This window comes from Cytobacillus oceanisediminis (assembly GCF_003182355.1).
Lineage (GTDB): Bacteria > Bacillota > Bacilli > Bacillales > Cytobacillaceae > Cytobacillus > Cytobacillus oceanisediminis_A.
The window spans coordinates 1-15,459 of the sequence record NZ_QGTW01000021.1; the positions used below are offsets into that span (position 1 = coordinate 1).

12 protein-coding genes, 2 rRNA genes and 1 other annotated feature are annotated in these 15,459 nt (G+C 42.2%); all 14 genes read left to right on the forward strand.

Translation table 11 applies throughout. The features are described from left to right. Positions 1-141, forward strand: a 23S ribosomal RNA gene (locus DFO73_RS25650); the annotation flags it as partial. A gap of 77 nt (positions 142-218) precedes the next feature. Then, positions 219-335 (forward strand): 5S ribosomal RNA (gene rrf / locus DFO73_RS25655). A 707-nt stretch (positions 336-1,042) separates the two neighbouring features. Then, entirely contained in the window at positions 1,043-1,504 is a 462-nt protein-coding gene (locus DFO73_RS25660; protein ID WP_110067519.1) for a CtsR family transcriptional regulator, read from the forward strand. Positions 1,505-1,531: 27 nt separating this feature from the next. Next, positions 1,532-2,080 (forward strand): UvrB/UvrC motif-containing protein, encoded by a 549-nt coding sequence (locus tag DFO73_RS25665; protein ID WP_110067520.1) that lies wholly within the window; start codon positions 1,532-1,534, stop codon positions 2,078-2,080. A 2-nt stretch (positions 2,081-2,082) separates the two neighbouring features. After that, the gene (locus DFO73_RS25670) at positions 2,083-3,162 is read left to right on the forward strand and encodes a protein arginine kinase (protein ID WP_110067521.1); all 1,080 of its coding nucleotides are present in this window, start codon (positions 2,083-2,085) and stop codon (positions 3,160-3,162) included. A 4-nt stretch (positions 3,163-3,166) separates the two neighbouring features. Beyond that, entirely contained in the window at positions 3,167-5,617 is a 2,451-nt protein-coding gene (clpC, locus tag DFO73_RS25675) for an ATP-dependent protease ATP-binding subunit ClpC (protein ID WP_110067522.1), read from the forward strand. A gap of 326 nt (positions 5,618-5,943) precedes the next feature. Next, positions 5,944-7,323, forward strand: a complete 1,380-nt coding sequence (gene radA / locus DFO73_RS25680; protein ID WP_110067523.1) for a DNA repair protein RadA — start codon at positions 5,944-5,946, stop codon at positions 7,321-7,323. A 2-nt stretch (positions 7,324-7,325) separates the two neighbouring features. Further along, positions 7,326-8,399: a DNA integrity scanning diadenylate cyclase DisA gene (gene disA / locus DFO73_RS25685; RefSeq protein ID WP_110067524.1), complete on the forward strand. Its 1,074-nt coding sequence runs from the start codon at positions 7,326-7,328 to the stop codon at positions 8,397-8,399. Positions 8,400-8,637: 238 nt separating this feature from the next. Then, positions 8,638-9,726, forward strand: coding sequence for a PIN/TRAM domain-containing protein (locus DFO73_RS25690; RefSeq protein ID WP_110067525.1), 1,089 nt, complete (start codon positions 8,638-8,640; stop codon positions 9,724-9,726). A gap of 92 nt (positions 9,727-9,818) precedes the next feature. Continuing rightward, positions 9,819-10,508 (forward strand): 2-C-methyl-D-erythritol 4-phosphate cytidylyltransferase, encoded by a 690-nt coding sequence (ispD, locus tag DFO73_RS25695; protein WP_110067526.1) that lies wholly within the window; start codon positions 9,819-9,821, stop codon positions 10,506-10,508. Between the two features lie 50 nt (positions 10,509-10,558). After that, positions 10,559-11,041, forward strand: coding sequence for a 2-C-methyl-D-erythritol 2,4-cyclodiphosphate synthase (gene ispF, locus DFO73_RS25700; protein WP_110067527.1), 483 nt, complete (start codon positions 10,559-10,561; stop codon positions 11,039-11,041). A 252-nt stretch (positions 11,042-11,293) separates the two neighbouring features. Further along, positions 11,294-12,751, forward strand: a complete 1,458-nt coding sequence (gene gltX, locus DFO73_RS25705; protein ID WP_110067528.1) for a glutamate--tRNA ligase — start codon at positions 11,294-11,296, stop codon at positions 12,749-12,751. A gap of 43 nt (positions 12,752-12,794) precedes the next feature. Next, positions 12,795-13,069: a binding site (T-box leader), on the forward strand. Positions 13,070-13,406: 337 nt separating this feature from the next. Further along, positions 13,407-14,075, forward strand: a complete 669-nt coding sequence (gene cysE / locus DFO73_RS25715) for a serine O-acetyltransferase (protein WP_110067530.1) — start codon at positions 13,407-13,409, stop codon at positions 14,073-14,075. Continuing rightward, positions 14,056-15,459: a cysteine--tRNA ligase gene (cysS, locus tag DFO73_RS25720; RefSeq protein WP_110067531.1), complete on the forward strand. Its 1,404-nt coding sequence runs from the start codon at positions 14,056-14,058 to the stop codon at positions 15,457-15,459. The genes cysE and cysS overlap by 20 nt, the downstream gene beginning before the upstream one ends.

Below are 15,459 nucleotides of genomic sequence, written 5' to 3' on the forward strand. Positions count from 1 at the left end.
CATGAAGCCCCCCTCGAGATGAGATTTCCCATAGCGTCAAGCTAGTAAGATCCCTGAAAGATGATCAGGTTGATAGGTCAGAGGTGGAAGCGTGGCGACATGTGGAGCTGACTGATACTAATCGATCGAGGACTTAACCAAGTCATTGGTGATACTCGGCAGCACTTCTTCATGCATTATCTAGTTTTGAAGGAATGAATTTTCTTCAAACCAAATAGTCTGGTGGCGATAGCGAGAAGGTCACACCCGTTCCCATACCGAACACGGAAGTTAAGCTTCTCAGCGCCGATGGTAGTTGGGGGCTGTCCCCCTGTGAGAGTAGGACGCTGCCGGGCAAATGAAGAGTACCTGAATAGGTGCTCTTTTTTTATTGGTTTCAAGATCCTTTTTGGTATAAATATCAATATACCTTAAGATACTTCTCTTTTAAGGTGATTCTAAATGATCTTACCTTTATTTTTCAAAGATATCGGTCACTTTCATGGATATATCGGCCAGAATTTTATTTTATCGGTCACTTTTTCGATTTATCGGTCAGATTTCATTTTTATCGGTCACTTTTTCCATATATCGGTCAGTTGGCTCTATGGCGCCACTTTTAAAGCTATATCCAGCTAAGCAGATTAGAAATCCATGTTTACAATACCCCGGTAGATCACTCTAACTTGTGTCAGATGATAGGTGAATTTTAAATGTTGCTAGAAAACTTTAAAAAATAGGATCTCATATACCGTGCCAGAGCCCTTTACAAACAAATCTCCTTATTTACTGCCTCCCTTCTTCAGAGTTACATATGATTCCAAAATTCATCACTATATTCCCGTCCTAAACTATTATTTTTAAAATGCATACAAATTTCCTCTGCACCCAAGCACAAACATGCCAATTCTAAAATATATTGTTATCGACATTAACTCCCATTTTCAGGTTTGAGAAGTCAAAAAATAGGGGAAAATTATTAACACCCGCCAATTGCAAGAAATTACATAAATCATGTATAATTAAAGTCAAATATAGTCAAAGTCAGATAGGGGGAGGCTTGGTGAGAAATATATCCGACATAATTGAGAATTATCTAAAACAGGTTTTAGAAAAGAGCGAGAGGGAAATCGTGGAAATAAAAAGAAGTGAAATTGCTGATAAATTTCAATGTGTGCCCTCTCAGATCAATTATGTTATCAACACCCGCTTTACGATTGAAAAAGGCTATGTCGTGGAGAGTAAGCGGGGCGGCGGAGGCTATATCCGGATTATGAAAGTCCAGTCTTATGACCACGCTGATTTAATCGACCAGTTGATTTCATTAGTGCAGGGCCGAATCGCCCAAAGCAGTGCTGAAAATGTAATCTATCGCCTGGTTGAAGAAGAAATCATTACACATAGGGAAGCTAAAATAATGCTCAGTGTAATTGACCGTTCTGTACTATATATCGATCTGCCTTACCGGGATGAGCTTCGGGCACGGATGTTGAAGGCGATGTTAACTACTTTGAAATATAAATAAGTTTTAGCGAGCTGGAGAGGTGAAGTAATGATTTGTCAGGAGTGTAATCAAAGACCGGCCACGCTGCATTTTACAAAGGTGGTAAATGGTGAGAAAGCAGAGTTTCATCTTTGCGAGAAGTGTGCGCAGGAAAAAGGTGAAATGTTCATGCTTGGCAGCGGTTCCGGTTTTTCAATAAATAATTTGCTGGCAGGCCTGCTGAATATTGAACCTGCGTTTCAGGGATCGAAACAGGATCCTTTCCAGCAGGAAAAGGTTCTGCAGTGTGAACAATGTTCCATGACCTTTCAGCAGTTTATTAAAGTAGGGCGATTTGGATGCGCTCATTGCTATGAGACCTTTATAGACCATCTGAATCCTATTCTTAGAAGGCTGCACAGCGGGAATTCCTCACATAACGGAAAAATTCCTGCAAGAATAGGCGGAACTATTCATTTGCGAAGGAATATCGACGAACTGAAACATAAGTTAAAAGAAATGATTGCCCAAGAAGAGTTTGAAAAAGCGGCAGAATTGAGAGACGAAGTAAGGAAGCTGGAAAAACAGCTGAATGCCAATCATGAGGGAGGGGAATAAGCTTGTCGCTGGAACGTTTTATGAATCAAGCTATTAGCTCCTGGATGAGTGCAGAAGGCCCTGATTCCGATATTGTCTTAAGTTCACGAATCAGGCTCGCGCGCAATATTAAACAATATAAATTCCCTACTTTATTTTCAAACGAAGAAGCAAAAGCGGTTATCCAAAAAGTGAAGAATAGGGTGGAGCATTCTTCTATTTCAAAACTTGGAGATCTGGAGCTCCTATTAATGGATGAACTTCAGCCTCTTCAAAAAAGAGTGCTAATGGAAAAACACTTAATCAGTCCCCATCTTGCTGAGAATTCAACTCATGGTGCCTGCCTTCTTTCAGCAAATGAAGAGGTAAGCATTATGATTAATGAAGAAGACCATATACGGATTCAATGTTTGTTTCCGGGGTTTCAGCTTTTGGAAGCCTTAAGTATGGCAAATGAAATAGATGATTGGCTGGAGGAAGAGGCCGATTATGCTTTTGATGAAAATGTTGGCTTTTTAACAAGCTGCCCGACAAATGTGGGGACTGGACTGAGAGCATCCGTAATGATGCACTTGCCAGGACTTGTGCTTACCCAGCAAATGAACCGGATTATTCCGGCGATTAATCAGCTTGGCCTAGTTGTTAGAGGAATTTACGGTGAAGGCAGCGAAGCATTAGGAAACATATTTCAAGTTTCAAATCAGATCACACTCGGAAAATCAGAAGAGGATATCGTAGAGGATCTGAAAAGTGTTGTCAGCCAGCTAATTTCACAGGAAAGATCAGCAAGGGAAGCATTAGCAAAGACTTCTAACATACAATTAGAAGACAGAGTCTTCCGCTCTTATGGCGTTTTATCCAATTGCAGAATTATTGAATCGAAGGAAGCCGCTCAATGCTTATCCGATGTTCGCCTGGGAATAGATATGCAGTATATAAAAGACATATCAAAAAATATTTTAAATGAGCTGATGATCCTGACACAGCCCGGCTTTTTGCAGCAATATGCAGGCGGGCCGCTTAGGCCTCATGAACGCGATATCCGCAGGGCTTCATTAATCAGGGAAAGACTAAAAATGGAAGATCAAGAGTTGGGAGGATGAAATTATGATGTTCGGACGTTTTACGGAAAGAGCTCAGAAGGTATTAGCTTTAGCACAGGAGGAAGCAATCCGTTTAGGCCACAATAACATCGGGACAGAGCATATCCTGCTTGGACTGGTACGCGAAGGAGAAGGAATAGCCGCAAAAGCCCTCTATGCATTGGGCCTCGGTTCTGAGAAAATCCAAAAAGAGGTTGAAAATCTAATAGGCAGAGGACAGGATGCTTCCCAGACTATCCATTATACACCGCGTGCTAAAAAGGTAATTGAACTTTCCATGGATGAAGCTAGAAAGCTTGGACACTCCTATGTTGGAACCGAGCATATCCTGCTGGGGCTTATCCGGGAAGGAGAAGGTGTTGCAGCAAGGGTCCTCAATAACCTTGGAGTCAGCCTCAATAAGGCACGCCAGCAAGTGCTGCAGCTTTTGGGCAGCAATGAGTCTGGAAACCATCAAGGTGGTTCTGCGGCTAATGCCAATACGCCAACTCTTGATGGATTAGCCCGAGATTTAACGGCTATTGCAAGGGAAGGAAGCTTGGATCCGGTAATCGGGCGCAGCAAAGAAATCCAGCGTGTCATTGAAGTATTAAGCCGCCGTACGAAAAACAACCCGGTTCTTATTGGTGAGCCAGGGGTTGGTAAAACAGCAATTGCAGAGGGATTGGCACAGCAAATCATTAACAATGAAGTGCCGGAAACTCTTCGTGATAAAAGGGTTATGACGCTTGATATGGGTACAGTTGTAGCAGGTACTAAATATCGCGGTGAATTTGAGGACCGCCTGAAAAAGGTGATGGATGAAATCAGGCAGGCGGGTAATATTATTTTATTCATTGATGAGCTTCATACTTTAATAGGTGCCGGCGGAGCTGAAGGTGCCATTGATGCGTCAAATATCTTAAAACCGTCTCTAGCTCGCGGTGAGCTTCAGTGTATTGGAGCAACTACACTTGATGAGTATAGAAAATACATCGAAAAGGATGCGGCGCTTGAAAGGCGTTTCCAGCCGATAACGGTTGATGAACCTACTGCAGAAGAATCCGTACAGATTTTGCAGGGACTGCGTGATCGCTATGAAGCCCACCATCGAGTAACCATTACAGATGAAGCAATTGCGGCAGCTGTAAAGCTTTCAGACCGCTATATCTCAGACCGATTCCTTCCGGATAAAGCGATTGATTTAATAGATGAAGCGGGTTCAAAGGTAAGGCTTCGCTCCTATACAACTCCGCCTAACTTAAAAGAGCTTGAAGTTAAGCTGGAGGACGTCAGAAAAGAAAAAGATGCTGCAGTTCAAAGCCAGGAGTTTGAAAAAGCCGCTTCTTTAAGGGATACAGAGCAGCGCCTGCGTGAGCAGCTTGAAGAAACAAAGAAAACGTGGAAAGAAAAACAAGGCAAGGAGAACAGTGAAGTAACGGTTGAGGATATTGCCAATGTAGTATCGAGCTGGACTGGAATTCCTGTTTCCAAATTGGCACAAACAGAAACAGAAAAGCTTCTAAACCTGGAAGAAATCCTTCATTCCCGTGTAATTGGGCAGGAGGAGGCTGTAAAAGCTATTTCTAAGGCAGTCCGCCGTGCGCGTGCAGGACTTAAAGATCCTAAGCGCCCAATCGGTTCCTTTGTATTCCTAGGTCCAACAGGGGTTGGTAAAACGGAGCTAGCCCGTGCATTGGCAGAAGCGATGTTCGGTGATGAGGATGCCATGATTCGCATCGACATGTCCGAGTACATGGAGAAGCACTCAACATCCCGGTTGGTAGGATCGCCTCCAGGATATGTAGGCTATGAAGAAGGCGGACAGTTAACGGAAAAGGTTCGGAGAAAGCCATACTCAGTTGTTCTTCTGGATGAAATCGAAAAAGCGCATCCTGATGTGTTCAATATCCTATTGCAGGTATTGGAAGACGGAAGATTAACAGATTCAAAAGGAAGAACAGTTGACTTCCGCAATACTGTTCTCATTATGACTTCCAATGTTGGTGCTGAGGCGCTTAAGCGCAACAAATATGTAGGCTTCAATATCCAGGATGGAGAACAGGATTATAAAGATATGAAAGGTAAAGTAATGGAAGAGATGAAGAAATCCTTCCGTCCGGAATTCCTTAACCGTATCGATGAAATTATTGTTTTCCATGCATTGGAGAAAAAGCATCTTCAGGAAATTGTTTCGCTTATGTCTGACACATTAACAAAGCGACTAAAAGAACAGGATATCACGCTGGAATTAACAGATGCGGCCAAAGAGAAAATTTCGGTTGAAGGCTATGATCCGGAGTATGGAGCACGTCCTCTCCGCAGAGCTATTCAAAAGCATATAGAGGACCGTTTATCCGAGGAACTGTTAAAGGGAACAGTCCTAACTGGTCAAAGCGTCGTAATAGATGTAAAGGATGGAGAATTTGTTGTTAAAACCGCTGAAGCCAGCGGAACGCCAAACCTTCAAAAATAAATATTTGACATCCAAAGACTGAACACAGCAAAAAGGTACACGTCCCTGTATACGTGTACCTTTTTGTACTCTTTTAGGCAAAATCATTAAAATGTGATATCGCAGTGTTCAAACGGGTTTATTTGGCAGTTTTATGTTAATTTTAAAGGAGATAAAAAGGATTATTTTATAATTTCATCATGAAAGCATTTTAAGACGCATGAAAAAGGGAATAGGAAAGTAAACCGCAATTCTCTCATTACTGGCTTCTCCGCAAAAGTACGGTGATAACGTTTGAGATTTCCTTTATGGCGACTGAAATGGATGTTCAGAGAAGGAGAAGAAGTATGGCTAAAAGAAAAACAAAGTTTATGTGCCAGGAATGCGGCTATGAATCACCAAAATGGATGGGAAAATGTCCGGGCTGCGGCCAGTGGAATACAATGGTTGAAGAGGTGGAAAAGCCGGCATCAACCAGAAGGGGAGCTTTTGCCCATTCAGAGGGATCGGCTATAATGGCGAAAGCAACGCCAATCACATCAATTGAAACAGTCAGCGAACCGCGTATTTATACGGACTTAAATGAATTGAACCGCGTATTGGGCGGCGGAATTGTCCGTGGTTCTTTAGTTTTAATTGGAGGAGACCCTGGTATCGGAAAATCAACGCTGCTTCTACAGGTTTCGTCACAGCTGGCGAACAAGAAGCATTCAGTTTTATATATATCGGGTGAAGAATCGATGCGCCAGACAAAGCTGCGTGCTGATCGCTTAGGGGTTTCTTCAGAAAGTTTGCTGGTTTATTCGGAAACAAGCCTTGATGAAATCAGCAGAACCATTGGTAGTGTTAACCCTGATTTTGTTATTATCGATTCCATTCAAACGATCTTCCATCCGGAAGTCACATCTGCACCAGGGAGTGTTTCCCAGGTACGGGAATGTACAGCCGAGCTGATGAGGATCGGCAAAACAAAAGGAATCGCCATTTTTATCGTTGGACATGTTACAAAGGAAGGATCGATCGCAGGTCCAAGGATTTTGGAACATATGGTTGATACCGTTTTATACTTTGAAGGCGAACGCCATCATACATACCGTATTTTACGTGCTGTAAAAAACAGGTTTGGATCAACAAACGAAATGGGCATTTTTGAAATGAAGGAAGCCGGTCTAGAGGAAGTCGCGAATCCATCGGAAATTTTCCTTGAGGAACGATCTCAGGGGGCTGCTGGTTCTACTGTCGTGGCCTCAATGGAGGGTACAAGGCCTGTACTGGTTGAAATTCAGGCACTGATTTCTCCAACAAGCTTTGGAAATCCAAGGCGTATGGCTACGGGAATTGATCATAATCGTGTCCCGCTCCTTATGGCCGTTTTAGAAAAAAGAGTGGGAATGCTGCTGCAAAATCAGGATGCATACCTGAAAGTAGCAGGAGGAGTAAAGCTTGATGAACCGGCCATCGATTTGGCCATTGCCGTAAGCATTGCTTCAAGTTTTCGTGATAAACCAACAAAAGCGACAGATTGTATAATTGGAGAAGTAGGGCTGACAGGAGAGGTCCGGAGAGTCTCAAGAATTGAACAGAGAGTACAAGAAGCGGCAAAGCTGGGATTTGAGAGAGTCATTTTGCCTGCGAATAATCTTGGAGGCTGGAGTGCGCCAAAAGGGATTGATTTAATCGGAGTAGGTTCTGTCAGTGAAGCACTAAAGGCTGCGTTAGGGGGATAAATATGGAGACAAAAAAATTGGGCGAAAAAACAATGAGCGAAATCCTTCAATTTATGGCTCCGGGTACGCCTATCAGAGAAGGGATTGATAATGTCCTTCGCGCCAATACTGGCGGCTTGATTGTCTTAGGATCAAAAGAAAAAATGAATAGTATTGTGGATGGGGGCTTTTTGATTAATTGTCCATTCACACCAAGCTATTTGTATGAGTTGGCTAAAATGGATGGAGCTATTATTTTAAATGAAGAAGGAAACAAAATCTTAATTGCCAATGCCCAGCTCGCTCCTGATCCAGGTGTTCCATCTACAGAAACAGGAATGCGGCACCGGACTGCTGAAAGGGTTGCCAGGCAGACGGGCGCTTTAGTGATAGCCATTTCGCAAAGACGCAATGTCATTACATTGTATAAAGGGCCTTCACGTTATGCATTAAGGGATATTGGCGTCATTTTAACGAAGGCGAATGTTGCTGTGCAGACACTTGAAAAATATAAAGTGGTTCTTGAACAGAGTATAGGAAACCTGAGCATTCTGGAATTTGAGGAACTTGTTACATATAGTGATATCCTTCATGTTTTTCATAATATTGAAATGGTCCTGCGCATTAAAAATGAGCTTCTAACTTATTTAAGCGAACTAGGAACAGAGGGAAGGCTTATTCGGCTTCAGATGAATGAACTGTTAACAGAGCTTGAGAGAGAAGCAGAGTGGATTATCAGAGATTATGCCCACTCAAAAGGTATTGATTCCAGAGATACGATTATCAAGCTTCAGGAACTTTCCAAAGGGGAAATGCTTGAAGACTCCGTAATCCTTAAGCTTTTAGGCTATAACGGATATATTCACACCGAGGAATTCAAATGTCCCCGAGGCTACCGGGTGCTGAATAAAGTCCCTCGCCTTCCGCCTATTATTATTGAAAATCTAATAAATCGTTTCGAAGAGTTTCCCAATATTATTGCGGCATCAGTAGAGGCGCTGGATGAAGTGGAAGGAATAGGAGAAGTAAGGGCCAGAAAAATTAAAGAAGGGCTTAAGCTTATAAAAGAGCAGGTTTTTGCGGATCGGCAGCTATAAGAGACCATTGAACTATGTAAATGGTTATGCTAAAATGGTAAGTTATTTATTTGACAGTTTATTACCAATGGTGCTACCCTTAGGTTGTATTAAAGTATAAAATATACAACAAATGGACCTTCATTTTCACGTAGGATTAGTATCCTAAAATAACTTTTAATCAGAAAGATAAAAATCTCTGTATTTGAAGGTTTCAATTTTGGGAATTTGTTTATAATGAGTAAAAGGAGGTGAAGGAATGTTAAAACGTATTGTACAGGCATGCTTCCTTATTATTGGAGTAACGCTTGGTATATTTTTGATTCCTGACTTATTGAAATTAATTAATTTAAACGACATTCCTCTTTTAAATAATCCATATGTGTCCGCCATTTTAGGTGCTATTATTTTTTATCTTATAACTTTTTGGGCGGTTGATCATGTCGTCAATTTTGTGAGATGGGCAGAAGAATCACTCGTAAAAGTACCTATAACTGATATTATATTCGGAAGTGTCGGCCTTGTTTTTGGATTAGTCATTGCTTTTTTAATCGGATATGCACTTAATGCAATTGAGGTTCCTATCCTAAATACAGTAGCCCCGATTGTATTGACATTGCTGTTTGGCTATCTTGGTTTTCAGGTTGGTTTTAAAAAGCGTGATGAACTTTTAACTTTGTTTACAAGCAAGAAAAAGAAAACTGGTGAAGAAGAACCAGAACCGGAAACAGCAGCTAAAAACTCACTTAAAATCCTTGATACTAGCGTTATTATCGACGGGCGTATTGCTGATATCTGCCAAACTGGTTTCCTGGAGGGCACGATTGTTATTCCGCAGTTTGTGCTTGAAGAGCTTCAGCATATTGCTGATTCATCCGATGTATTGAAGCGCAATCGCGGGCGAAGAGGACTGGATATTTTAAACAGAATCCAAAAAGAGCTCTCCATTAACGTTGAGATTTATGAAGGTGACTTTGAAGAGATCCAGGAAGTAGACAGCAAGCTTGTAAAACTAGCGAAAATAACAAACGGTGTCGTTGTAACCAATGACTTTAACTTAAACAAAGTTTGTGAATTGCAAAAAGTGGCTGTCCTGAACATTAATGACCTGGCTAACGCCGTGAAGCCTGTTGTGCTTCCTGGTGAAGAAATGAAGGTACAGGTAATTAAAGATGGCAAGGAACAGAACCAGGGAATTGCTTACCTCGATGATGGCACTATGATCGTCGTTGAAGAGGGCAGGAACTATATTGGAAAACATATCGATGTTCTTGTTACAAGTGTTCTCCAAACATCAGCGGGAAGAATGATCTTTGCAAAACCCAAGCTTTTAGAGAAAGCTTTATAATGTACGCTCAAAAAAGTAGGACAGATTGTGCCGGGGAATGGTTTTCCCCCGCCTTTTTGCCCTACCTTTTTTAGGAGATTGGAGTAAAATTTATGGATTACCAAGTTATCCTTCCAGCAGCCGGCCAGGGGAAAAGAATGGGAGCAGGAAAGAATAAGCTCCTGCTGGTGATCGGTGAGATACCTGTTTTTATACATACTTTAAAAGTCTTTGAGAATGATTCGAAGTGCACCGGCATTTATTTGGCAATAAATCCGCAGGATGAGGAAGAAATGCGGGTTCTCTTAAAAGAGCACAATATTACAAAAGTAATTGCAATGCTTCATGGCGGAGAGGAAAGGCAGCATAGTGTTTATAATGCTGTAAAAGCAGTGGCAGGTGAAGGAATTGTACTGGTCCATGACGCCGCACGACCTTTTATTAGCCAGAATTTGCTGAGGCCACTTGTAAAAATGGCGGAAGAAAAAGGGGCTGCTGTTCTGGCTGTTCCGCTTAAAGACACGGTTAAAAAAGCAGATGGAAATTTGATCACAGAAACGCTTGAACGTTCCTGCCTGTGGGCTGTTCAAACTCCACAGGCTTTTCGTATTTCTGTCTTGCATGAAGCTCATCAGAAAGCGGAAGAGGAGCAATTTTTAGGCACCGATGATGCCAGCCTTGTAGAGCGGATAGGCAAAGAAGTGGTGATTGTCGAGGGAAGTTACGATAATATTAAGCTGACAACACCTGAAGATATATATTTTGCTGAAGCGATTATTAAAAAAAGGAAAAATCAGCAATAGCCTTTTTGCGATATTGCTCTTATTACTACATAGAAAAAGGGGATTAGATTATGTTTCGGATTGGACAAGGTTTTGATGTTCATCAATTTGCTGAAGGGCGACCTTTAATCCTTGGCGGAATAGAGATACCATATGAAAAAGGGCTTCTCGGCCACTCGGATGCGGATGTATTGCTGCATACAGTTGCCGACGCTTGTCTTGGTGCCATTGGTGAAGGTGATATTGGGCGGCATTTCCCTGATACAGATCCTGAATTTAAGGATGCGGATTCAGCAAAATTGCTTGAACATGTATGGGGGATTGTTAAAGAAAAAGGGTATGAGCTAGTGAATGCAGATTGCACGATTATTGCCCAAAAGCCAAAGATGGCTCCCCATATTGGTAAAATACAGGAGCGGATAGCTCAGCTTCTGGAAACCGAAAAAGAAAATATCAATGTGAAAGCAACAACCACCGAGAAGCTTGGTTTTACGGGAAGAGAAGAAGGGATGGCTTCACAGGCTGTTGTTTTACTGAAAAAGAAAGACAACTAGTAAAATTACCTTTCAGAAGAAAATCCAGAGTGTTAAAATATAGCTTATCGCAGACTAACGGGCAGTAAGACCTTGAGGATAAGCGGGGGGAAACTGCCCGTAAAGGCCCGATTGGTTCAACTAGCAATCAGTGGGGGAAGAAAGCAGACTAAAAGCGCGACGTCATGCAACGTCTCGATTAGCACGTCCTGTGCGTCGAAAACCCCCACTAATTGAGTTTCACTTTATTGAGATTTTGAGGAGGCTGTAATTATGTCAAATGAAATCCGCGTCCGCTACGCTCCGAGCCCAACTGGGCACTTACATATCGGAAATGCGAGAACCGCGCTATTCAACTATTTATTTGCAAGAAGCAAAGGCGGGAAATTCATTATCCGCATTGAAGATACAGATAAAAAACGTAATATTGAAGGAGGAGAGGAAAGCCAGCTTCATTATTTAAAATGGCTCGGCATTGATTGGGACGAGAGCATTGACAAAGAAGGAGAATACGGCCCTTACCGCCAGTCTGAACGGAATCACATCTACGAAACGTATTATAAGGAACTGCTTGAAAAAGGCCATGCCTATAAGTGCTATTGCACGGAAGAAGAGCTTGAAGCTGAGCGCGAAGCCCAGTCTGCTAAGGGTGATACACCTGCTTATTCAGGTAAATGCCGTCATTTGACAGCGGAAGAAAGAGCTGCTCTGGAAGCAGAAGGAAGAAAGCCGAGCATCCGCTTCTTAGTGCCAAAAGACAAGGTGTTAAAATTCAATGATATGGTAAAAGGCGAGGTATCATTCGAATCCGATGGCTTTGGCGATTATGTAATCGTCAAAAAGGACGGCACCCCTACTTATAACTTTGCGGTAGCAGTGGATGACCACCTAATGAAAATCTCTCATGTTCTGCGCGGCGATGACCATATCTCCAATACGCCTAAGCAGCAGATGATTTATGAAGCATTGGGCTGGGAAATTCCTAAGTTTGGCCATATGACTTTGATTGTCAATGAAAGCCGGAAAAAACTGAGCAAGCGCGACGAGACGATTATTCAGTTCATTGAACAGTATGAAGAACTGGGCTATCTGCCGGAAGCTCTATTTAACTTTATTGCTTTGCTTGGGTGGTCTCCTGCAGGCGAGGAAGAAATCTTCTCCAAAGAAGAATTTATTGATATCTTCAATGAGAACCGGCTTTCAAAATCTCCTGCCCTTTTCGATAAGCAAAAGCTCGAATGGATGAATAATCAGTACATGAAAAAGCTTGATCAGGATCGGTTAGTATCCATTTCTGCTCCTCACCTGGTGAAGGCAGGGAAGATCAGTGAAAACTGGCAGCAGGAAAACGAAGAGTGGGTTCGCAGCTTAATCGCGCTTTTTCAGGAAAAAATGAGCTTTGGCGCTGAAATCGTAGAGCTGTCAGAACTTTTCTTTACAGAAGAAATAACAGTTGATGAAGAAGCGAAGGAAGTGCTTGCTGAAGAGCAGGTTCCTGAAGTGCTGTCTGCATTCCTGCAGGAAATTGAAACACTTGCAGAATTCAAAGCGGAAGAAATTAAAGCGGCCATGAAAGCTGTACAAAAATCAACAGGCCATAAGGGCAAAAAGCTATTCATGCCAATCCGCTCTGCAACAACCGGACAAACGCATGGACCTGATCTGCCTCAAGCAATTGAGCTTTTAGGAAAAGAAAAAGTAAAAAACCGTTTGATGAGCATTATTGGTTAACATCTTGGAGAAAATGTAATATAGTATAAAGTAAATTCCATAAATGAAAGTGTTGAAGAGGAAAAGTAAGAAAAAGATGCTTTTTAGAGAGAACCATCACCGGCTGAAAGTGGTTTAAGCCTCTCTTTTTTCCGAAGTGCGCCTCTGAGCCCCATATCGAACGGATGAAACGTCCTTCCGCGGAATAATATTTCTCGGGTAGAAAAATGATTTCATGTTTCTCAAGTAGATTTGGGCGGAACTCCTTCCGTTAACAGGTTAAAGTTGAGGCTTCTGAAGTCTAAACAGAGTGGAACCGCGCATCAAAGCGTCTCTGTCCTATTGTGGCAGGGACGCTTTTTTATTTTCTTTTGGCTATGTTAAAGCTCATTGCTGATTTTGGCACCCTGTTGATTGAAGCGGAAGGCGCGGAATTCCAGCGGGAAACGCGAGTCAAAGGGAGACCCTTGCAGGCGTTCACGCCAAGAAGCTCACGGACTGCCCTCGGTTCGCTAAGTGCCTGGAGCGAAAACCAACAGGCAGGTTTAACAGAGCCTTTCTTTAAAAAGGGAAATACAGCCTATTTCCCGGAAAATATTATATGGGGAAAATACTTGGCCTTCTTAGGCCGTATATAAAAAAATAAAAGAGGACCATGTTAGGAGGGGGAAGAACGATGTTTGCAAGAATGAAGGAAGACATTGAAGTGGTATTTGAACAAGACCCGGCAGCAAGAAGCTATTTAGAAGTAATATTAACTTATTCCGGGCTTCATGCGATTTGGTCGCACCGTATTGCCCATGCGCTTTTTAAGCGGAAGTTTTATTTCCTTGCAAGAGTTGTTTCCCAAATCAGCCGCTTTTTCACAGGAATTGAAATCCATCCAGGAGCAAAAATCGGCAGACGGTTTTTTATCGACCATGGCATGGGTGTAGTAATCGGGGAAACGTGTGAGATTGGCGATAACGTAACCGTTTTTCAGGGTGTTACACTAGGCGGCACTGGTAAAGAAAAAGGAAAGCGCCATCCAACTATTCAAGATAACGCGCTTATTGCTACCGGGGCGAAAGTTCTTGGTTCCATTACCATTGGGGAAAATTCAAAAGTAGGTGCAGGCTCTGTTGTCCTCCATGAGGTTCCGCCCAATTCAACTGTAGTCGGCATTCCTGGAAGAGTGAAAATTAGGGATGGCATGAAAGTGAAAAAGGATTTAAACCATACAGATCTTCCAGATCCAATCGCTGATCGTTTCAAGGAAATGGAGAATGAACTGCAAGCTTTAAAAAATGAAGTTGAGACTTTGAGGAAAGAAAGGAGCCATGTTTATGGCCATTCAGATTTATAATACACTTACACGGCAAAAAGAAGAGTTTATTCCCTTAGAAGAGGGAAAAGTGAAAATGTATGTGTGCGGACCAACTGTCTATAACTATATCCATATAGGAAATGCACGTCCGCCAATTGTGTTTGATACAGTAAGGAGATATCTTGAATTTCGTGGTTATGAAGTGCAGTATGTCTCTAATTTTACAGATGTCGATGATAAGCTGATCCGTGTAGCCAATGAGCTTGGAGAGGATGTTCCGAGCATTGCGGAACGCTTCATCAATGCTTATTTTGAGGATGTTTCAGCGCTTGGCTGCAGACGGGCGGATATCCATCCGAGAGTGACCGAAAGCATGGAAATTATTATTGATTTTATCCAGACCTTGATTGACAAAGGCTATGCGTATGAGTCAGAGGGGGATGTGTATTACCATACCCGTAAATTTAATGAGTACGGAAAGCTCTCGCACCAGTCCATTGACGAATTGCGTGTCGGTGCCCGGATTGCAGTCGGCGAAAAGAAACAGGATTCCCTTGATTTTGTTCTTTGGAAAACAGCGAAGGAAGGGGAAATTTCCTGGGATAGCCCGTGGGGGAAAGGAAGGCCTGGCTGGCATATTGAATGCTCTGCCATGGCAAAGAAATACCTGGGGGAAACCATTGATATCCATGCTGGCGGACAGGATTTGGCTTTCCCGCACCATGAAAATGAAATTGCACAGTCAGAAGCATTGACAGGCAAAACATTTGCTCGGTATTGGATGCATAATGGCTATATTAATATAGACAATGAAAAAATGTCTAAATCACTTGGGAATTTCGTATTGGTTCATGACATTATCCAAAAACATGACCCTCAGGTTCTAAGATTCTTTATGCTTTCTGTCCACTACAGACATCCAATCAATTACAGTGATGAGCTGCTTGAGAATACGCGGTCAGGGCTTGAACGAATTAAAACTTCATATCACAATTTGAAACATCGCAAAGAAGCGAGCGTGAACCTGACGGACAACAACCAGGAGTGGATTGATAAAATAACCGCTCTTCATGAACAATTCATTAAAGATATGGATGATGATTTTAACACGGCCAATGCAGTTTCCATTTTGTTTGAGCTATCAAAATTGGCGAATTATTATTTGATGGAGAAGAACACTGCTGTTGAAGTGATTGATTCATTTACGAATGAGTTTGAAACACTATTTGAGGTATTGGGCCTTTCTCTTGAGGAAGCACATGAGGAACTTTTGGATGAGGAAATTGAACAGTTAATCGAACAGCGCCAACAGGCCAGAAAAGAACGCAATTTTGAACTGGCTGACAAGATCCGTGATCAGCTGAAAGAGATGAATATCATCCTTGAAGATACACCGCAGGGAATTAGATGGAAAAGAGGCTAA